At 70.8% G+C, this 19,568-nt stretch carries 19 protein-coding genes and 1 tRNA gene; 10 read left to right on the forward strand and 10 right to left on the reverse strand.

Annotated elements, in window-relative coordinates; translation table 11 throughout:
* Positions 1-45: 45 nt before the first annotated feature.
* On the forward strand, positions 46-1,629 hold the full coding sequence (locus ACFFJC_RS09570; RefSeq protein WP_379487276.1) for a GMC family oxidoreductase: 1,584 nt from the start codon (positions 46-48) through the stop codon (positions 1,627-1,629).
* A gap of 6 nt (positions 1,630-1,635) precedes the next feature.
* On the opposite strand, the gene ACFFJC_RS09575 is transcribed toward ACFFJC_RS09570, so the two are convergent.
* A complete protein-coding gene (locus ACFFJC_RS09575) occupies positions 1,636-2,448 on the reverse strand; it encodes a sugar phosphate isomerase/epimerase family protein (RefSeq protein ID WP_379487277.1) in 813 nt (270 codons plus the stop codon).
* 116 nt (positions 2,449-2,564) lie between these two features.
* Here ACFFJC_RS09575 and ACFFJC_RS09580 point away from each other — a divergent pair, with 116 nt between their 5' ends.
* From ACFFJC_RS09580 to ACFFJC_RS09595, 4 genes are read left to right on the forward strand one after another with little or no spacing between them, the layout of a single operon-like run.
* Positions 2,565-2,924 (forward strand): VOC family protein, encoded by a 360-nt coding sequence (locus ACFFJC_RS09580; protein ID WP_379487278.1) that lies wholly within the window; start codon positions 2,565-2,567, stop codon positions 2,922-2,924.
* Positions 2,925-2,982: 58 nt separating this feature from the next.
* Positions 2,983-4,302, forward strand: coding sequence for a replication-associated recombination protein A (locus ACFFJC_RS09585; protein WP_379487279.1), 1,320 nt, complete (start codon positions 2,983-2,985; stop codon positions 4,300-4,302).
* 8 nt (positions 4,303-4,310) lie between these two features.
* Positions 4,311-5,192, forward strand: coding sequence for a hypothetical protein (locus ACFFJC_RS09590; RefSeq protein WP_379487446.1), 882 nt, complete (start codon positions 4,311-4,313; stop codon positions 5,190-5,192).
* Entirely contained in the window at positions 5,189-5,356 is a 168-nt protein-coding gene (locus tag ACFFJC_RS09595; RefSeq protein ID WP_379487280.1) for a hypothetical protein, read from the forward strand. Before ACFFJC_RS09590 ends, ACFFJC_RS09595 begins: the two co-directional genes overlap by 4 nt.
* On the opposite strand, the gene ACFFJC_RS09600 is transcribed toward ACFFJC_RS09595, so the two are convergent.
* The 4 genes from ACFFJC_RS09600 to ACFFJC_RS09615 all read right to left on the reverse strand — a co-directional run bounded on the left by ACFFJC_RS09600 (position 5,322) and on the right by ACFFJC_RS09615 (position 10,103).
* Positions 5,322-5,397, reverse strand: a tRNA-Thr gene (locus tag ACFFJC_RS09600). The genes ACFFJC_RS09595 and ACFFJC_RS09600 overlap by 35 nt on opposite strands.
* Before the next feature lie 54 nt (positions 5,398-5,451).
* Positions 5,452-6,657 carry a spinster family MFS transporter gene (locus tag ACFFJC_RS09605; RefSeq protein ID WP_379487447.1) on the reverse strand — a complete coding sequence of 402 codons (1,206 nt, stop codon included), beginning with the start codon at positions 6,655-6,657 and terminating at the stop codon, positions 5,452-5,454.
* 169 nt (positions 6,658-6,826) lie between these two features.
* Positions 6,827-7,708 carry an alpha/beta fold hydrolase gene (locus tag ACFFJC_RS09610; protein WP_379487281.1) on the reverse strand — a complete coding sequence of 294 codons (882 nt, stop codon included), beginning with the start codon at positions 7,706-7,708 and terminating at the stop codon, positions 6,827-6,829.
* Between the two features lie 13 nt (positions 7,709-7,721).
* Positions 7,722-10,103 (reverse strand): TonB-dependent receptor, encoded by a 2,382-nt coding sequence (locus tag ACFFJC_RS09615; RefSeq protein WP_379487282.1) that lies wholly within the window; start codon positions 10,101-10,103, stop codon positions 7,722-7,724.
* A gap of 111 nt (positions 10,104-10,214) precedes the next feature.
* Between ACFFJC_RS09615 and ACFFJC_RS09620 the strand changes: the two genes are divergently transcribed.
* Together ACFFJC_RS09620 and ACFFJC_RS09625 are read left to right on the forward strand one after the other, a co-directional pair.
* On the forward strand, positions 10,215-10,868 hold the full coding sequence (locus tag ACFFJC_RS09620) for a TetR/AcrR family transcriptional regulator (RefSeq protein WP_379487283.1): 654 nt from the start codon (positions 10,215-10,217) through the stop codon (positions 10,866-10,868).
* A gap of 93 nt (positions 10,869-10,961) precedes the next feature.
* Positions 10,962-11,651: a L,D-transpeptidase family protein gene (locus ACFFJC_RS09625; protein WP_379487284.1), complete on the forward strand. Its 690-nt coding sequence runs from the start codon at positions 10,962-10,964 to the stop codon at positions 11,649-11,651.
* On the opposite strand, the gene tilS is transcribed toward ACFFJC_RS09625, so the two are convergent.
* From tilS to ACFFJC_RS09650, 5 genes are all read right to left on the reverse strand, one after another.
* Complete coding sequence (tilS, locus tag ACFFJC_RS09630; RefSeq protein WP_379487285.1) at positions 11,648-12,685, reverse strand: tRNA lysidine(34) synthetase TilS; 1,038 nt, start codon at positions 12,683-12,685, stop codon at positions 11,648-11,650. The genes ACFFJC_RS09625 and tilS overlap by 4 nt on opposite strands.
* Positions 12,666-13,655, reverse strand: coding sequence for a tetratricopeptide repeat protein (locus tag ACFFJC_RS09635; protein ID WP_379487286.1), 990 nt, complete (start codon positions 13,653-13,655; stop codon positions 12,666-12,668). Before ACFFJC_RS09635 ends, tilS begins: the two co-directional genes overlap by 20 nt.
* 204 nt (positions 13,656-13,859) lie before the next feature.
* Entirely contained in the window at positions 13,860-14,750 is an 891-nt protein-coding gene (locus tag ACFFJC_RS09640) for a helix-turn-helix domain-containing protein (protein ID WP_379487287.1), read from the reverse strand.
* A gap of 165 nt (positions 14,751-14,915) precedes the next feature.
* Complete coding sequence (gene ptsP / locus ACFFJC_RS09645) at positions 14,916-17,192, reverse strand: phosphoenolpyruvate--protein phosphotransferase (RefSeq protein WP_379487288.1); 2,277 nt, start codon at positions 17,190-17,192, stop codon at positions 14,916-14,918.
* Positions 17,193-17,332: 140 nt separating this feature from the next.
* Positions 17,333-17,488, reverse strand: coding sequence for a DUF465 domain-containing protein (locus tag ACFFJC_RS09650; RefSeq protein WP_379487289.1), 156 nt, complete (start codon positions 17,486-17,488; stop codon positions 17,333-17,335).
* A gap of 275 nt (positions 17,489-17,763) precedes the next feature.
* Between ACFFJC_RS09650 and ACFFJC_RS09655 the strand changes: the two genes are divergently transcribed.
* From ACFFJC_RS09655 to ACFFJC_RS09665, 3 genes are all read left to right on the forward strand, one after another.
* Positions 17,764-17,961, forward strand: coding sequence for a YdcH family protein (locus ACFFJC_RS09655; protein ID WP_379487290.1), 198 nt, complete (start codon positions 17,764-17,766; stop codon positions 17,959-17,961).
* 108 nt (positions 17,962-18,069) lie between these two features.
* Positions 18,070-18,540: a DUF1465 family protein gene (locus ACFFJC_RS09660; RefSeq protein ID WP_379487291.1), complete on the forward strand. Its 471-nt coding sequence runs from the start codon at positions 18,070-18,072 to the stop codon at positions 18,538-18,540.
* Between the two features lie 66 nt (positions 18,541-18,606).
* The gene (locus ACFFJC_RS09665; RefSeq protein WP_379487292.1) at positions 18,607-19,491 is read left to right on the forward strand and encodes an MBL fold metallo-hydrolase; all 885 of its coding nucleotides are present in this window, start codon (positions 18,607-18,609) and stop codon (positions 19,489-19,491) included.
* Positions 19,492-19,568: the final 77 nt, after the last annotated feature.

Below are 19,568 nucleotides of genomic sequence, written 5' to 3' on the forward strand. Positions count from 1 at the left end.
AAGCGCCCGCTTGATCGCGAGCAAGGCCCGGCATAGCCCTGGGCGATGGGAGAGTTCGACTACATCATCGTGGGTGGCGGAAGCGCCGGTTGCGTGCTCGCCAACCGGCTGAGCGCGGACCCGCGGCGCCGCGTGCTGCTGCTCGAGGCCGGCGGCAAGGACGACTACATCTGGATCCGGGTGCCGGTCGGCTACCTCTACTGCATCGGCAATCCGCGGACCGACTGGTGCCTGTCGACGGAGGCCGAAGAGGGCTTGGGGGGGCGCGCGCTCAAGTACCCGCGCGGGCGCGTGCTCGGCGGCTGCTCCTCGATCAACGGCATGATCTACATGCGCGGTCAGGCCGCCGACTACGACGGCTGGCGCCAGGCGGGCAACGCCGGCTGGGCCTGGGACGAAGTCCTGCCCTACTTCAAGCGCGCCGAGGACCACTACGAGGGCGGCGACGCCTTCCACGGCAGCGGCGGCGAGATCCGGGTCGAGCGCCAGCGCCTGCGCTGGGACATCCTGGAGGCCTTCCGCGACGCCTGCGAGGAACACGGCATCCCGCATAGCCGGGACTTCAACACCGGGGACAACGAAGGTGCCGGCTTCTTCCAGGTGACGCAGCGCAAGGGCTGGCGCTGGAGCGCGGCCGATGCCTTCCTGAAGCCGGTGCGCAGTCGCACCAATCTCAAGGTGGAGACCGGCGCGCTGGTCGACCGGGTGATCGTCGAGGACGGGCGCGCGGTGGGGATCGCCTATACCCTGGGCGGCGAGCCGCGCCAGGCGCGCGCCGCCGGCGAGGTCGTCCTGGCGGCGGGCGCCATCGGCTCGCCCGCGATCCTGGAGCGTAGCGGCGTCGGCGACGCGCAGCGGCTGCAGGACCTGGGGATCGCGCCGCTGGTCGATCGGCCCGAGGTGGGCGCGGGGTTGCAGGACCACCTGCAGCTGCGCTGCGCCTTTCGCGTCTCCGGCGTCGCCACCCTGAACGCGCGCGCCGCGAACCTCTTCGGCAAGGCGCTGATCGGGCTGGAGTACGCGCTGCGGCGCAGCGGGCCGATGGCGATGGCGCCCAGCCAGCTCGGCGTCTTCACGCGGAGCCACGCGCGTTACGCCACGCCGAACCTCGAATACCACGTGCAGCCGCTCAGCCTCGCCGCGTTCGGCGGCGCGCTCGACCCGTTCCCCGCCTTCACGGCCAGCGTCTGCAACCTGCGGCCGGAGAGCCGGGGCACCACCCGGATCGTCAGCGCCGATCCCGCCGTCCCGCCGTCGATCCGCCCCAACTACCTGTCGACCGGGGAAGACCGGCGGGTAGCGGCCGAGGCGATCCGCATCACCCGCGGCATCGTCGCCCGCCCGGCGCTCGCGCGCTACCATCCCGAGGAAGTGCGCCCCGGCCCGGAGTTCGCCAGCGAGGAGGAACTGCAACGCGCGGCCGGCGAGATCGGCACGACCATCTTCCACCCCGTCGGCACGGCGGCGATGGGCAGCGTGGTCGATGCCGAGCTGCGCGTGCGGGGGATCGAGGCCCTGCGCGTGATCGACGCCTCGATCATGCCGCGCATCGTCTCGGGCAACACCAACGCGCCCACCATGATGATCGCCGAGAAGGGCGCCGAGATGGTGCTGGCCGCGCGCCGCTAGCCTGCCCTAAGCCAGGAAATCGCGCGTGCGGCGCACGATCTCGCCCACATAGTCCAGGGCCGTGCGCCCGCTGCGGGCCGCTCCCACCAGCGGCACCTCCAGGCCGAGCAGCTGCCCGCGGGGCAGCGCTTCGACGAACTCGCGCAGCGGCAGCTCGCCCTGCCCCGGGATCATGCGGCCGGTCATGGCATCGCTCAGGTAGTCCTGCGTCGACTTGCGCTGCACGTCGCAAAGCTGGACGTACCCGATCAGCGCCGGATCGAGCGCGGCGATCTCCGCCACCGATCCACCCGAACGGAAGAAGTGCATGGTGTCGATCAGCACCGTCGCGCGCCCGTCCCCGACGTGCCTCACCGCCGCGAGCGCATCCGCGAGCGTGCGGATCGTGAAGATCGGCGAGAACTCGATCGAAAACGCCATGCCGCGCGCTTCGGCCATCTGCGCCAGAACGGCGAACTGGTCGAAGGCGCGCTCGCGCTCGGCACCCATGTCCACCGCGTTGACCCGCCGTGCGCCGAGGTCGGCGAACAGGTCCATGTCCCGGGCGCGCGCGGAGGCGTCTTCCCGCTGCGTCACGCCGAGGCCCTCGGCCAGGCAGATGCCGACGCCCCGGTCGCGCAGCGCCGCCTTGAGCTCGCGCCGAAGCCCGGCATCCTCCCGCAGCGACCAGGCCGGATAGCCGTGCGGATTGAACCGCTCGGGCAGCTGCGTCAGCCCCAGCGAGATGGCGCTGCAGCCCAGGTCCGCCGCCAGCGTCACGTGCTCCACGGGATCGAGGCCCAGCACCGTCAGCAGTTCCAGGCCCAGCGGATGTGGCATGATGCGATTCCCTTTCCCAGTCGCATCCTGCTATACAGGCGCGGCACGGACGCGGCACCGGCATTCGCGCACCGGCCTGCGGGACGCGACGGTCCGCGGCAGCATGGGAGGGCAGCATGGGCGTCACCGGGATCGGCGGTTTCTTCTTCAGGGCACGCGATCCGGAGGCGTTGCGCGCCTGGTATGCCGAGCACCTGGGGGTCGGCTCCGTTCCCTACGGCATGTGGGAAACGCAGGCGGGGCCCTGCGTCTTCTCCCCCTTCCCCGCGACGAGCGACTACTTCGCGGCGGACCGGCCGTGGATGCTCAACTTGCGGGTCGACGATCTCGACGACCTCTGCGCCCGGCTGGAAGAGGCGGGGATCGCGGCGACCAGGGATCCCGAGTGGGACATGCCCGGCGTCGGCCGCTTCGCGCGGATTCACGATCCCGAGGGCAATCCGATCGAGTTGTGGCAGCCCGAACAGCCGGCCTGAATCCCGCTGACGACCGGCAGGGCTCGCCATCGGCCGCCCGAGATCCTAGATGACCGGGATGGCCGACCTCTTCGCCGACGACCTGCCGTCCGGATCCCCCGCTAAGTTGCGTGACGACGCCCCGCTGGCCGACCGGCTGCGCCCGCACGCGCTGGCGGAGGTCGTCGGACAGGAGCACCTGACCGGCCCCGAAGGCGCGATCGGCCGCATGGTGGCGGCGGGGCGGCTGTCCTCGATGATCCTCTGGGGCCCGCCCGGAACCGGCAAGACCAGCATCGCCCGCCTGCTGGCGGACGCGGTGGGCATGCGCTTCGCCGCCGTGTCGGCGGTGTTCTCCGGGGTGGCAGATCTCAAGAAGGCCTTTGCCGAGGCCGACGTCGCCGCGCGCGCGGGGCAGCGCACGCTGCTGTTCGTGGATGAGATCCACCGCTTCAACCGCGCGCAGCAGGACGGCTTCCTGCCCTTCGTCGAGCGCGGCACCGTGACCCTGGTCGGCGCGACCACCGAGAACCCCAGCTTCGCCCTCAACGCTGCGCTGCTCAGCCGCGCCCAGGTGCTGATCCTGCATCGCCTCGACGCCGGAGCCCTGAACGCGCTCCTGGACAAGGCCGAGGCGCTGGAAGGCCCGCTGCCTCTCACCCCGCAGGCGCGCGAGGCGCTGGTCGCGTCGGCCGACGGCGACGGGCGCTTCCTGCTCAACCAGGCCGAGACGCTCTACGCCGCGAACATCGCCGCTCCGCTCGATCCCGCCGGGCTCGGGCAGTTCCTCCAGCGCCGGGTTGCGGTCTACGACAAGGACCGGGACGGGCACTACAACCTCATCAGCGCGCTCCACAAGTCGCTGCGCGGCTCGGACCCGCAGGCGGCGCTCTACTACATGGCGCGCATGCTGACCGCCGGCGAGGAGCCGCTCTACGTGCTGCGCCGGCTGGTGCGCTTCGCCAGCGAGGACGTCGGTCTCGCCGATCCGCAGGCGCTGGTGCAGTGCCTGGCCGCCAAGGACGCCTACGAGTTCCTGGGTTCGCCCGAGGGCGAGCTGGCGATCGTGCAGGCCTGCCTCTACCTCGCCACCGCGCCCAAGTCGAACGCGGCCTACATGGCCTTCAAGTCGTCGTGGAAGAGCGCCCGCGAGACCGGTTCGCTCAGCCCGCCGGCGAACATCCTCAACGCCCCGACCAAGCTGATGAAGGACATCGGCTACGGCAAGGACTACGCCTACGACCACGATGCACCCGACGGCTTCTCCGGCGACGACTACTGGCCTGAGGAAATGGCGCCGCAGACGTACTACGAGCCTGTCCAGCGCGGCTTCGAGCGCGAGATCAGGAAGCGGATCGAGTGGTGGGATCGCAAGCGCGCGGAGCGCCGCGACGGGTGACCCGCGCGATGCGCTTCCGGCACTTCATGGCGATCGACTGGTCCGGCGCGCTGGGGCACCGCCACAAGGGCATCGCCGTCGCGCTCTGCGCCACTGGCGACGCCGCGCCGCAGCTCCTGCATCCGCCGGGCCATGCGCGCTGGTCGCGCGAGGACGTGCTGGACTTGCTGCTGGAGCGGTTGCCGCCCGAGACGATGGTGGGGATGGACCTCGGCATCTCGCTGCCCTTCGCGGATGCCGGGGCGTTCTTCCCCGGCTGGCCGCAAAGCCCGCCCGACGCCCGCGCGCTCTGGGCCCTGGTTGATCGGCTCTGCACGGCCGACCCGCATCTCTCCGTCCCCAGCTTCGTCGACGACCCGGCCCTCAGCGCCTACTTCCGCCGGCACGGCGCGCGCGAAGGCGCGCTGTTCCACCTGCCGGGCGCGGCCCACCGGCGCGGGCGGATGCGCGTGACCGAGGCCGCGCAGGCGCGCGCCGGATGCAAGCCTTACTCGAACTTCAACCTCGTCGGCGCAGCGCAAGTGGGCAAGTCGAGCCTGACGGGCATGCGGCTGCTGCATCGCCTGGCGGGGCGGCTGCCGGTCTGGCCCGTCGATCCGCTGCCGGAGAGCGGGCCGGTTCTGGTGGAGATCTACACCGCCCTCGCCGCCGTCGCCGCCGGCCGCTCGCCGGGCCGCGCCAAGATGACCGACCACGCCAGCCTCGATGCGGCGCTGGTGGCGTTGGGCTCCCGCCCCCTCGGCGGCACCGGCGCGATCGACGACCACAGCGCCGACGCGCTCGTGACCGCCGCATGGCTGCGCCGCACCGCCGAGCGCGAGAACCTGTGGTTCCCGGCCGAACTCACACCGGAGCTTGCCCGCACCGAAGGCTGGACCTTCGGCGCGTGACGGAGGCGGCCCCGCGGCGCGGCAAGGCCCGCGTCCATCGCCACGGGCCAGACCGCGATGCGCGGCGGCCGCAGGCGTTCATCGGCATGGAGACGTACATGCATCGCCGGATGAAAGAGCAGGAAGCGCTGGTGCCGGTTGCAGGAATCGAACCCGCGGCCTGATGATTACAAATCAACTGCTCTACCAACTGAGCTAAACCGGCTCACCAGCGGAGGGGCTCCATAGCTGTCCGGCGGACGCGTGCAAAGCGGGTTTTTCAGCGCTCCGCCACCCACTCGCGCCGCAGGGCCGGCCCGGCGAGCGTCATCAGCAGCGCCGCCAGCAGGTAGAGCCCGAGCGCGCAGAGCATCGAGTAGCGCAGCGATTCCGAGCCCCATACCGGCGCCAGCGCCTTCGACAGCGCGCCCAGCGCGTAGATGCCGCCGCCCAGCCCGATCAGGTTGTTGATGAGCAGGAACAGCGCCGATGCGGTGGCGCGGGCGGGGGGATCGACCAGGTGCTGCACCGCGCTCGTCACCGGGCCGAGCCAGAAGTAGGCGAGCGCTTGCGGCACCAGGAACAGCATGAAGGCGAGCGGCACACTCGAGGTCCAGATGCCCCCGGCGAAGAGCGGCACCGCGGCCACGAAGGCGAGGGCCGGGACGCGGCCGTACCAGGCGCGGTCGCCCTTGCCGAGCCGGTCCGCCAGCGCCCCGCCCATCAGCACGCCCACGGTGCCGCCCAACAGCAGCACGGCGCCGAAGAAGCAGGAGGCTTGCACCAGGTCGAGCCCGAAGCTGCGCTGGAGCAGGCTCGGCAGCCAGAACGCCACGCCGTAGCCGAGCATCGAGCTCGACGCCGCGCCGAAGCTCAGCAGCCAAAAGGCGCGCTTGCCCGCCAGGGTCGCGGCCACCTCGCCGAAGCGGATGGTCGGGGCCTGGGTCGCGGCCCGGGGCCGGTCGCGCACCACCAGCTTGAACAGCGGTGCGATCACCAGCCCGGCCAGGCCCACCAGCAGGAAGGCGCTGCGCCAGTCCACGTGCTGCGCCACGTAGCCCCCGGCGAGCACGCCCGCCGCCGAGCCGAGCGGGATGCCCAGCGAGTAGACCGACAGCGCGAAGGCGCGCCGGTGGCTGGGGAAATGGTCGCCGATCACCGCATAGCTGGGCGCCACGCCGCCGGCCTCGCCCACGCCCACGCCGAGTCGGGCGAGGAAGATGTGCCAGAATCCCTGCGCCAGCGCGCAGGCCGAGGTGAACAGGCTCCAGACCACCAGCGAGCCGGTGATGACCCAGGACCGGCTGGTGCGATCGGCCACCCAGGCGAGCGGTACACCCAGCGTCGAATAGAGGATGGCGAAGGCGAGCCCACCCAGCATCCCCATCTGCGCGTCGTCAAGTCCGAGGTCGGCCTGGATCGGCGCCGCCAAGATGGAGAGGATCTGCCGGTCGACGAAGTTGAAGATGTAGACCAGCAGCAGCATCGCCAGCACCAGGCGCGGCGAGGTGCCGGCAGAAGCGTCGCCAGGGGTGTTTGCAGCGGGGGATGAATGCGGTGTTCGCGGCATCGCGCCTGGCCTTCCTGTCTTCTTCGTGAGCGGTGCTACCGGGTCTGGCGGCCTACCGCCACCCGGAGGGCGCCGCGCGGCGGGATCAAGCGCCCGGCGCGGTCATGTGCGCGTCCAGGAACCTCTCGATGGCGGCGAGTGCCGGCGGCTCGTCCAGCATCGGCGCGTGCCCGACCCGCGGTACCTCGACGCTCGCGAAAGGGCCAGCGTGCCGCTGCGCCATGTCCACCACGGTGGCAGGGGCGAGCAGGTCGGACAAGGCACCACGCACCACCAGCACCGGCACCGCGTCGAGCAGCGCCCACAAGGGCCACAGATCCGGCGGCACCGTCTGCGGATCGGCACCGGCGATGCTCTCCGCGATCGCGGGATCATAGGCGAAGGAGACCGTACCGTCTGGGTTCTCGCGACAGGTGCGCCGGGCGAAGGCATCCCAATCGGTGCCGCCATAGTCCGGAAAGGCGGGAGCGTTGATTGCCCGCGTGCGGGCTGCCGCCTCGCTCCAGCCCGCCATCGCCCCGGCCGGCCCGACGTAGCCCTGGATGCGCGCCAGCCCGGTGGGATCGAGAACCGGCCCGACGTCGTTGAGCACGACCGCCTGCGCCAGCCCGGGGCGCATGGCGTTCATCACCATCGCCATGAGCCCGCCCATCGAGGTACCGATGAGGCCGGCCTGCGCGATGCCCAGCTCGTCGAGCAGCGCCAGCATGTCCTGCGCGTAGACGTCCGGGCGGTAGTTCGCCGGGTCCGGGTCCCAGGCGGAGAGCCCCCGCCCGCGCTGGTCGGGCACGATCAGCCGCCAGCGTCCGGCGAGACGCGCCGCCAGCGGCTCGAAGTCGGCGCTGTTGCGGGTCAGCCCGTGCATCAGCAGCAGCGCGGGCGCCCCGGCCGCGGCGGCCGGATAGTCGCGCCCGGCCAGGTCGAGCGTCCCGCAGGCGCTGCGGAAGCGGTGGACGCGATAGTCCATGCCCGTTGCCTCCTCAGAACTCCAGCGTCGCGGTCGCGAAGACCTGGCGCGGGTTGCCGTAATAGGCGGTCAGCGTTCCTTCGGTGCCCAGCGTCGGCAGGAACCGGCCATTGGGCAACGTCACCAGCTCGCCGGTGGTCGCGTTCGTCGTGAGGAACGTGTAGCCGGAGGTCTTGTAGCGCTTGTCGAACAGGTTCTTGCCGTGGACGCCGAGGCTCCAGCGGCCGTTCGGCGCGGTGTAGACGAGGCTGGCATCGACCAGGCCGTAGCCCTTCTGGTCGAGGTAGGGATTGGGCACTTCGAACTGGAAGGTCTTGCCGCGGTAGGAATAGGTGGTGCTGAACGCGACGTCGCCCTCCCCCACCGGCGCGGTGTAGGCGAGCGTCGCCGAGCCGGTCCACTTGGGCGTGTTCTGCACCTTGCGGAACTCGGCCACGTCCACCGGCTGCGGGCCGGTGGGCGTGGCGATGTTGGCGAAGTACTCCTTGTACTCGGCATCGATGTAGCCGAGCGAGCCGGACAGGCTGAGACGGTCCCCGGCGGCGGCGAGGTCCTGGCCGAGGCGTGCGCTGGCCTCCAGTTCCACGCCCTTGAAGCGCGCCTTGCCGGCATTGGTGATGACCCCGCAGAAGGTCGGCACCCCGGCCACCGTGCAGCCCGCCGACCCCGGGATCTGCACGTCCTTGTAGTCCATGTAGAACCCGGCCGCGGCGATGTAGAGCGCACCGCCGAAGAGGTTGCCCTTGTAGCCGATCTCGTAGCTGTCGACCGTCTCCGGCTCGAAGCTCAGGTAGTCGGCGACCTCGGCGTCGGTCGGTGCGCCCGGAGTGGCGGCAGGGGCGCTGGCGCCGACGCCGCGGGGATCGAAGCCGCCGCCCTTGAAGCCCTGGCTGTAGCTTGCGTAGAGGTTGTGCTCGGGCGTCGGCTTGAAGCTGACCGACACGCGCGGGGTGAACTTCTCGAACTTCGCCTTGCCCGAGAAGTCGGTGCTGGGTGCGCCCGCAGCCACGCCGGCGCCGCCGAACACGGGCGAGCCGCCCAGCAGGTAGTTCTGCCGCAGGATCTGCGCCCTGCGCTCGTCCCAGGTGTAGCGGCCGCCGACAGAGGCGCTGAACTGCTCGCTGAAGTCGAAGGTGAAGTCACCGAAGATGGCGAAGGTCTCGGTGTCGACGTTCGCCTGGGTGAAGGCGGTCAGTCCGGGCAGCACCACCGGGTTCGCGGTGAACAGGCGCGTGTCGAACTGGGTGTCGGCCTTGGCGCTCAGGTAGTAGGCGCCGATCATGCCCTGCACCATGCCGCCGTCGTCGTAGAGCAGCTGGAATTCCTGGCTGGTCTGCTCGTTGCGGTAGTAGGCGGGCACGTCGACATCGACCGCCGGCAGCGCATCGAAGTCGATCGGGGAGGCGCTGTCGTCCTTGCGCCATGAACTGATCGAGCGGAAGGTCAGCCGGTCGGTCAGTTCGGCGGTGGCGTTGATCGCGAAGCCATAGGCCTCCACCTCCTGCTTCGGGTCGAGAAGGCCGCCGCGGGTGTCGTACACGTCGTCCAGCACCGGGGCGCCAGAGACGTAGCCGGGGATCAGGCGATGGCCGCCGCGCGCGTTCGACTTGTCCTTGGTGTAGTCGCCCGAGATGCGGATCAGCACCGGCTGGCCATAGCCGCCGATGTCGAGGCTGGCACGGCCCGCCCAGATATCCTTGTTGTAGTTGTCCTCGCCGGTGGTCAGGTTGGTGCCGAAGCCGCCGCGCGAGAGGCGCGCGACCGAGCCGCCGACGCGAATCAGGTCGGTCACAGGCGCCGAGGCGGTGACCACCAGATCGGCCTGGTCGTAAGTGCCGTAGGAGCCGCGCAGCTTCAGCGAGAACGCGTCCGGCAGCTGGCGCGTCACGTACTTCACCGCACCGCCGATGGTGTTGCGGCCGTAGAGCGTGCCCTGCGGGCCGCGCAGGACCTCGATGCGCTCGACGTCGTAGATGTCGAGCACGGCGGCCTGCGGGCGGTTGAGGTAGACGTCGTCGAGGTAGATGCCGACGCCCTGCTCGAAGCCGGACACCGGGTCCTGCTGCCCGACGCCGCGGATGAACGCGGAGAGCGTCGAGTTGGTCCCGCGCGAGGGTTCGAGCGTGACGTTGGGGGTGGTCTGCGAGATCTCGGTGACGTCGATGGCGCCCGACTTCTCCAGCTGGTCGCCGCTGAAGCTGGTCACGGCGATCGGCACGTCGACGAGCCGCTCCTCGCGCCGGCGGGCGGTGACAATGATGTCGCCCCCGCTCGAATCGGCGGGCGCCTCGGCGGCAGGGGCCGCATCCTGCGCGAGCGCGGGCGCAGCGGCGCCAAGGCCGCCCGAAAGGGCCAGAACACTAGAGGAAACCGCGAGGAACCGCGCCTTACGCATCGCACACACTCCCATGGACGCTTGTTGTTGCCGCCTTCCATATTGATAGTTGAACCGGGTTTCAACTTTGAATGTTTGCCAAGCGCCATCTCCCCGTCTAGCTGTGTCGTCGTGACAACAGAGGCGCCCCCTCCTCCCATCCCGGCAGAAGACCTTGCGGCCGAGAAGCCGGCTTCGGGCAAGACCCCGCGGACCGAGCGCGGGCGGCGCACCTTGCGCAAGCTCCTCGACGCCGCGGCGATCGAGTTCGGCGAGCGGGGCTTTCACGAGGCGTCGATCACCGGCATCACCCGCCGCGCGGGGACGGCGCTGGGCAGCTTCTACACCTACTTCGATTCCAAGGACGAGATCTTCCGCGCCCTGGTCGACGACCTCAGCGGCAAGGTGCGCGAGGCCGCCCGCAACGCCCGCCGCCAGGACCTGCCCGCGCTGGAATCGGAGCGCGCCTCGCTGGTCGGCTTCCTGCGCTTCGCCAGCGAGCACAAGGAGATCTACCGCATCATCGACGAGGCCGAGTTCGTCGATGCCGAGAGCTTTCGCCAGCACTACCGCAACACCGCCGCGCGCATCCACGAGCGCCTGGCGGAAGGCATCCGCAAGGGCGAGCTGCGCGAGGACCTGGGCGAGGCGCATGCCTGGGCGATCATGGGGATGAACGTCTTCCTCGGCCTGCGCTACGCCGTCTGGGACGACGCCCCGGCCGAGGAGGTGGCCGAACTGGCGAACTCGATCCTGCGCGACGGGATCGCCCGGCGCGGGACCTAGGTAGGACGGGTCCCGCGCGGCTTGCCCGTTTACGCAAGCTGGCAAGCCGCCTATCAGGAGCGTTCGCCGGCACGAACCAGAAAGACGCCACTCTTGGACGCGCGCATCCTTCTCGCCTCGGGCTTCCTCGCCCTCGCCGCCGTGGCCGCGCTGCTCGTGTTCTCGGCCGCGTCCGGGACGCCGGCTCCGGCCTCGCTCGCCGAAGCGCAGCTCGCCGCGTCGCTCCCGACCGCCACCCCACCGGCCGCCACCCCAGCCACACCTGATTCCCAGCCCCGACCCGCCGCACCCGCCTCGCAGCCTTCCCCCGCCGACGCACCCTTCGTCATCAAGCGGATCCTGCCCATCGACGGCCCGATCAGGTACGGCGAATGGCACTGGGACGAGAAGGGCGTGCCGCCCGGTCCGATCGTCGTCACGGTCGACCTGGAGGCGCGGGTGATCTCCGTGTTTCGCGGCGGCTACGAGATCGGCGCGGCCGCGGTCCTGCTGGGAACCGACGACAAGCCGACGCCGCTCGGCGTCTTCCCGATCACCCAGAAGGACCGCGACCACGTCTCCAACATCTACACCGGCGCGCCGATGCCCTACATGCAGCGGCTGACCGACGACGGCATCACCCTGCACGGTGCGGACGTCGCGCTCGGCTACGCCAGCCATGGCTGCGTGGGGATGCCGGATCGCTTCGCCGCCAGGCTGTTCGAGACGACCAGGATCGGCGACAAGGTCTACATCACGCGCGGCAAGCACGTCGGCCTGGGCGACAGCCTCGTCGGCAGCTAAGTGCTCGGCTCAGTGGGCGGCTCAGGGAGCGGCGGCTGAGGGCGCGGCGGCGGGGGCCGGCGTACCGGCGCCCGCGCGAAGCTCCACCCCCCGGCATTGGGCCGCACCACCAGCGCACCGATCGAAGCGGGACGGCCCTGCTCCAGCGCTTCCACGAGCCGCGCGACCGCGCTGCCGCGCGGGTCCGCCCCGTCGAGCTCGCGCACGATCCGCGCCACCACGCGCAGCACCACCACCTGCGGCGCCTGCGGACGATAGCGCAGGCCCATGGGCTGCGCCTTCACGCAGGACCGCCATTCCAGCGCCGCCATCCAGTCGAGCGCCGCGTCGGCTTCCGCAAGGTAGGCGGCACTTCGCGCCATGGCCGGGACGTCCAGCCAGTCGGCCACCGCCAGCGCCTTGCGGATGCGCACCCTGTCGAAGCGGTCGTCGGCATTGCTGGGGTCCTCGACCGGGGCCAGCCCGGTCCCGCGCACCACCGCGGCCAGTTCCTCCCGGCGCCAGTCGAGGACCGGGCGGAGCAGCGGCAGCTCGGTGTCGGGCACCAGGCCGCGTGGCCGCGCGCCGGCCAGCCCGGCGACCCCGCTCGCCCGGTTCAGGCGCATCAGCAGCGTCTCGGCCTGGTCGTCGGCATGGTGCGCGGTGGCGATCGCGGCAAGCCGCTGCGCCCGTGCCCAGCCGGCCAGCGCGGCATAGCGCGCAGCGCGGGCCTCGGCCTGCACGTTGCCGGCAGCGACGGTGACCGCGAGGATGGCATGCGGCACGCCCAGCCCCGCGCAGGCGGTCGCCACCGCCGCGGCTTCGGCCGCACTCTCGGGCCGCAATCCGTGGTCCACCGTCGCCGCCTCGACGCGCCCGGGCAGCGCCGCCGCGGCGAGGATCAGCAGCGCCAGGCTGTCGGGTCCGCCGGAAACGGCGATGCCGATGCGCGCCCGTTCCTCGCCAAGCCCGTCTGGCCAGAGGGCGGCGAGGCCGGCGCGGAACCGCTCCAGCTCTTCCGCGCCGATCGCGCGATCAGCTGCAGGAGAGTCCACTGCGCGTGGAGTTGTAGAGGCTGGCCAGGCGGCCGGCCGATTCCGCCGGGTAGGTCTCGCTGAACTCCGCCAGCGCGATGCAGGCGCGCTTGGTGTCCTTGAGCTGCTTCATCGAGACGGCGAGGTAGAGCAGGCTGTCCGCGGCGCGGTCGCCGCGCTTGTCGGTCTGGAAGTTCTGCAGGAACCACTTGGCCGCCTCGCTCGGGTTGCCATCGTCCAGATAGGCGCGGCCCAGCAGGTTGCGGCCCCAGCTGGCGCGGGCATGGCGCGGGTACTTGGTCAGGAACAGCTTCAGCTGCTGCTGCGCCTCCGGGTAGAACTTGGCCTCCCACAGGCGGTAGCCGTAGCTGTACTCGTCGTCGCCGGCATCGCTGGTCTGCGGCTTGGCGATGGCCCTGACCGCCTCCACCCGCGCCGATGAGGCCGCGGCAGGGCGTGCGGGCGGTGCCGCCGGGCTGGTCGCCGGAGGAGTTACGGGACGCGACGGCGTCGCGGCCGGGCGCGACGGGCTGGTGGCGGCGCCGCCGGTCATCGCGTCGAGGTTGGCCTGCGGCGCGGCCGCTCCGGCCGGCGCGGCCTCGACCGGCGGCTGGGGCATGGCGGCGGCCAGCTTCGCCTCCAGCTGGGCGATGCGGTTGGTATTCTGCTCCACTTGCGCGGTGAGCTGCGCCATCTGGGTCTCGACCGCGCCCATGCGGTTCAGCAGGTCCGTGACCGGGGTGCTGGCCGGCTGCCCGGGAAGCGGCGTCGGCGTGGCGGGCGCGGTGATCTGCGGCTCGAACGCGCGGCCGTCGCCGCCCGGGAACACCTTGCGCTGCAGCGCGCGCACCTCGGACTCGACCTTGCTCAGCCGCGCGTTGGTGTTGCTGTCCTGCGCCAGGACGGGACCTGCGCCACCGACAAGCACCGCCATCGAGGCGGCCGTCGCCAGCCAGCGCGTGATCCGCATTGCGCGAGGGGTAAAGTTCATCGCCTCATCAACTCCGTGCCGGAAAATCGCTGCGCCCGCCATGGGCGAGGCTGGACGAACCGGGAATTAACCAATGGTGCTGTCGACAGACCTGTTGCCTGAAATCGCCCCCGCCTGTCGAGGCGGCGCTCTTCGGAAAACCGTGGACAGCCGGGCGCCGGGCCCGGGCGCCTGCGGCAAGGAGGTGGCGGGTTACGCCTGAGCTCAGGCGCCCGGCGCCGGCGCGCTACCGCCCTGGCCCTGCCCCGCCGGCGTGGCGGGCGCCGGGGCGGGCGCACCCGCGGTCGCGGCGGAGCGGGCCAGGAGGTCGGCCGCGGCGAGCGAGACGCCGGACATGAGCTGCGGCTTGTCGGACAGCGGGGGCAGCGCCTTGCCGCCCACCGAGATCTGCAGGGCATCGGGACGGCCGGTGCGCAGCTGGAGCCCCGAGGAGCCGGCGGGCGCCGTCCAGCTCTCCCCCTGCGCCAGTTCCTTCTGCAGCACCTGCGCCCCGGTGGCGTCGGTCACCTTGACCCAGACCTGGTCGCCGGTGGCGGTCAGCATGACCGGTCCCGCGGGCGCGGCCGAAGGGGTGGGCTGCGGCGCGGCGGCCGGCGCCGCGGGGGCTGCGGGGCCGGCAGTCTGGCCGCTATCCGGGCCGGCGTTCTGGGCGATGAGGTCGGGCAGCTCGCCCTGCGGCGACAGGAAGCTGCTCCAGAAGGCGAGCAGGACCGCGATCGCGACGATCACCCCGATGGCGGCGACCCAGGCGATGCGGCGCGGGGGCACCCGGGCCGGATCGCCAGGCTCGAAGCTGGGAGCCATGGCGGGCCGCTCCGCGACCTCGCTGTCCAGCTGGCGACGCACCCGGGCGGCGATCGCCTGCTCGTCCAGCCCCACGGCGCGGGCATAGGTCCGCGCGAAGCCGACGGCATAGGTTCGTCCGGCGAGGTCCCCCAGTCGGTCCTCCTCGATCGCGATGAGATGGCGTTCGGCGATCTTGGTGCGCGCGGCGACGTCGGCGCGGCTCAGCCCGGCGGCTTCGCGTGCGGCGCGCAGCTGCCTGCCGGCGCTCTGCGGCGATGGCGCGGGACCCTGGGTTTCGACGTTTTCCATTCCGCTCCATACGGGTGGGAGATGCGACCTTACCTGTCCTAACCAAACCGTGTCGCAGCCCAAAGTCAATCAGTCCGCAGCCGGCCAAACGAAATTTGTGCAAGCTCTTACGCCCGATGAGCCGGCCGCGCAGAACAGGACGGGAACCTGCAAAGCTAACTTCGATCAATCGACCAGGATGTCGCGCTCCGCCGCCCACGCCGACAGCGCGGCACGCAAGTCCGGCGGCGGGGCGGAGAGCCAGCGCTCCATGGCTGCCGTGATCTCCCCCAGGTCGACCTTGCCGACGAGCTCCTTGATCGGGCCCACCGCGGCCGGCGTGATCGACATGCGGCGTATGCCCAGGCCGAGCAGCGCCAGCGCTTCCAGCCGGCGCCCGCCCATCTCGCCGCAGACGCTGATGTCCACGCCGGAGCCGGCCAGGTCGCGTACCACCCGCCGCACGAACCGCAGGATCGCCGGGCTCAGCCAGTCGTAGCGTTCCGCCAGCTTGGGGTGGGCGCGGTCGGCCGCGAACAGGAACTGCGTCAGGTCATTGGTGCCGATCGACAGGAACGAGATGCGCGGCGCCAGCAGGTCGAGCTGCTCGGCCAGCGCGGGCACTTCCAGCATGACCCCATAGCGGATCGCCTCGGGCAGCACCTTCTTGCGGCGGCGCAAGTAGGCGAGCTGGTTGTCGAACACCGCCTTGGCGGCATCGAACTCCCAGGGTTCGGCCACCATCGGGAACATCACGTTGAGCTTGCGGCCGGCCGCCGCTTCCAGCAGCGAGCGGGCCTGCACCTTGAGCAGGCCGTCGCGCTCCAGCGCCACGCGCAGCGCGCGCCAGCCCATCGCCGGGTTCTCCTCCCCCTCGCCGTCGTCGTGGCGCAGGTAGGGCAGCGTCTTGTCGCCGCCGATGTCCACCGTGCGGAAGATCACCGGGCGCTCTCCCGCCGCGTCGATGACGTCGCGGTAGAGCCGGGTCTGGCGCTCGCGCTGGGGCAGCGTGGCGGAGACGAGGAACTGGAACTCGGTCCGGAACAGGCCGATGCCGTCCGCGCCGGTGAGGTTGAGGTTGGCGACGTCGTCGCGCAGCCCGGCGTTGATCATCACCTGGATGCGGGTGCCGTCGCGCGTGGTCGGCTGGACGTCGCGCAGTCCGGCGTACACCGCCTGGCGCTCCCGGTTCCGCGCGAAGCGCGCGTCGAAGGCCTCCATCAAGCCCGGGGACGGGCGCACGATGGCGGTCCCCTGCTCGCAGTCGAGAAGGAGCTGGTCGCCCTCGCGCACGACCGCGCGCAGGCCGCGCACGCGGCCGAGCACCGGGATTCCCATGGCCCGCGCCACGATCACCACGTGGCTGGTGAGCGAGCCTTCCTCGAGGATCACGCCCTTGAGCCGGCGCCGGTCGTATTCCAGCAGCTCGGCGGGCCCGAGGTTGCGGGCGATGAGGATGGCGTCGTTGCGCAGGCCCATCGAAGCGGCGGTGCCGAGCTGGCCCGAGACGATGCGCAGGAGGCGGTTGGCCAGGTCCTCCAGGTCGTGCATGCGGTCGGCCAGCAGCGGGTCGTCGATCTGGCGCATGCGCATGCGGGTGCGCTGCTGCACGCGCTCGATCGCGGCCTCGGCGGTGAGGCCGGAGTCGATCGCCTCGTTGATGCGGCGCGTCCAGCCTTCGTCGTAGGCGAACATGCGGTAGGTCTCGAGCACCTCCTCGTGCTCGCCGCCGAGGCCGAACTCGGCCTGGCTCGACATGCGGTCGATCTGCTCGCGCATGCGCTCGAACGCCATGATGACGCGCTGGCGCTCCGCCTCGGTGTCCTCCGCGACGACGTGCTCGATGGTGACGCGCGGCTGGTGGAACACCGCCAGCCCCGCGGCGAGGCCCTTGACCAGCGTCAGGCCGCGCAGCTGCTCGGGCCCGCTCTGCCCGGGACCGAGCGCGCGGGCGTCCTCCTCGTCGATGAGGTCGGCGTTGGTGATGAGCTCGGACAGCACCATCGCCACCGTCTGCAGCGCCTCGATCTCGATCTCCTCGTAGCGGCGCGGCTCGACGTGCTGGACGCAGAGGGCGCCCACCGCGCGCTCGCGCCGCACGATCGGCACGCCGGCAAAGGAGTGGAACTTGTCCTCCCCCGTTTCCGGGCGATAGGAGAAGTCGGGGTGCGCGGCCGCTTCGGCCAGGTTGAGCGTCTCGATCTGGTCGGCGATCATGCCGACGAGGCCTTCGCCCACCGCCATGCGGGTGACGTGGACGGCTTCCTGCGCCAGCCCGCGGGTGGCGAAGAGTTCGAGCATGCCTTCGCGCAGCAGGTAGATCGAGCAGACCTCGCTATCGAGGCACTCGCCGATCACCTCCACCACGTTGTTGAGCTTGGCTTGCGCATTGCTGCGCGAGGCCATCACCTCGTGAAGGCGGGTGAGGATGGTTCGTGCTGCTTCGACGGCTCCGCTGCTCATGCCTCTGGCGTAACGCAAAGTCATGGCTTTGGGAACGCAGCGGATGCCGTCGCTTCAGCGAATGCGGACGATATCGGGGAATGTCCGGAGATCGGCGGCATCATCCGCCGATCCCGGCGCCCGCGGGACGGAACCGGCGGTCAGAACCGCGCGAGTTCCTCCTTGAGCTTGAGCTTGCGCTTCTTGAGGGACTGGACCACCGCGGCATCAGGTATCGGACGGCTCAATTCTTCGTGGATCTGCCGTTCGATGCCGGCATGCTTGAGCTGCAGAGCGCTGACGTGCGAACTATCCATGGACGTTCCTCCTTCTGGGGGCCGGACCCGCGGCGAACAGATTTGCCCACGGGCCACAGCCCGCGAAGCAGATGTCGAATGACCCGAATTGGCGACTCGGCATCGGTGATCCGGCGCAAAACCCAAGGAACCACATCCCTCCCATCTTGCGAAGACCCGTATTGCTTCATATCGGTGAACCGCATGAATCCTGCGTTGGGGCGGGAATCGGCCGCACCGTCTGCCAACCGCCGCGTGCGTCCTGCCAAGTGGCTAGAATACTGAGGAATTCCGGCGTGACCGAAGAGGAAATGCGCAAGCGCCTGGAGATCCTGAAGGTAGAGCACCGCGACCTCGACGTCGCCATCGAAGCGCTGATGACCGCCAGCGCGGGCGACCAGCTCCAGATCGCGCGGCTCAAGAAGCGCAAGCTGCGCCTCAAGGACCAGATCGCCCAGATCGAGGACTACCTCATCCCCGACATCATCGCCTGACGCCGGTCCGGACAGGCTGTGCCGATTGCGGACACCTGCCTCCTGGCGCCGCATTTTCGTCCAACAGGTGGTTGCCGCCGAGTCGTCGCTGCGAAATAGGGAGGCGCCATGACGTCCATCCCGACCATCAGCCCGCGCATCGTCGAAGCCCTCTATTGCGAGGCGCTCGTGCTCTCCGACGAGGTGCGGGCGGCGTTCACGCTACCCGCCCGGCCGCAGCGTGCCGCCGCGCCCGGCGTGGAGGATCCGGCACGCGTGGCGCTTTCGAGCGAAGGGCTGCGCACCACGACGCGGCTGATGCACGCGATCACCTGGCTGCTGAACCACCGCGCCTATTTCCGGGGCGAGATCGCGGACCTGCAGCTGCGCCGGCAAGGACGCCTCTCGCCCGAGATACGCCGGCCGGACCCGCACCACGTCGCCCTGCTCGCGGCCGAGACGCGCTTGCTGGTGGACGCGACGCAGCGGTTCTACGATCGCCTGCTGCGCCTGGATGCGGCATGGCGGCTGACCGCGTCGGCCGGCCAGGATCCGATCCAGGGCCTGCGCGAGCGGATCGCCGGGCGCCTCGCCGGCTGACGGCCCGCCTCGCGCGCCGCGCGATCCCGCTCGACACGGCCGCGCCGCGTTCCCATATGCGCTGCCATGGACGCTTCCATCGAGATCGACAGGCCCTATGCCGTGGCCGAGCGGATCGGCCCGCTGGTCCGGCGCGTGCTTGCGCGCAATCCTTCGCCTTTCACCTACACCGGAACCCAGACCTATCTGGTCGGGGACGAGGGCGAGGTGGCAGTGATCGATCCCGGCCCGGACGAACCCGAACACCTCGCCGCGCTCGTCGCTGCGATCGGAGGGGACCGGGTGGTGGCGATCTGCTGCACGCATACCCACCGGGACCACTCGCCCGCCGCCGCGCCTCTGAAGGCGATCACCGGCGCCCCCGTCGTCGGCTGCGCCCCGCTCGCTCTCAGCGACGACGGCCCGCGTGCGGACGCCTCCTTCGACCCCGCCTACGCGCCCGACCGGGTGCTGGCGGATGGCGAGGCGCTGCACGGCGAAGGCTGGACGCTGCGGGCGCTGGCGACGCCGGGGCACACCTCCAATCACCTGTGCTTCGCGCTGGAGGAGACCGGCGCGCTGTTCACCGGCGACCACGTCATGGGCTGGTCCACCAGCGTCGTCTCACCCCCTGACGGCGACATGACCGCCTACATGGCAAGCCTCGCCCTGCTCTACGAGCGCGAGCAGGACAGCGTCTACTACCCGGCCCACGGCCCCGAGGTGACCAAGCCGCGCCAGCTCGTGCGCGGCATGATCGGCCACCGCCGCCAGCGCGAGCGGCAGATCCTTCGGCAGATCGAATCGGGCGTCAGCCGGGTGGTCGACATGGTGCCGCAGATGTACAAGGGGGTGGACGAAAGACTGTGGCCTGCGGCCGGTCGCTCCGTATTGTCGCATCTGATCGACCTGGAAAAGCGCGGTATTACAAGGCGCCGTGAAGATGAGTGGATGCTCGTCGACGCGAAATAGACGTTCGTCGACAAGTATTGGCAAAAGCGATTTATCAGAATTACTGTCCGCCGCCATTACCGGGTGGAGGATCAGCG

Source organism: Novosphingobium soli (assembly GCF_042432915.1).
GTDB classification, from domain to species: Bacteria; Pseudomonadota; Alphaproteobacteria; order Sphingomonadales; family Sphingomonadaceae; genus Novosphingobium; species Novosphingobium soli.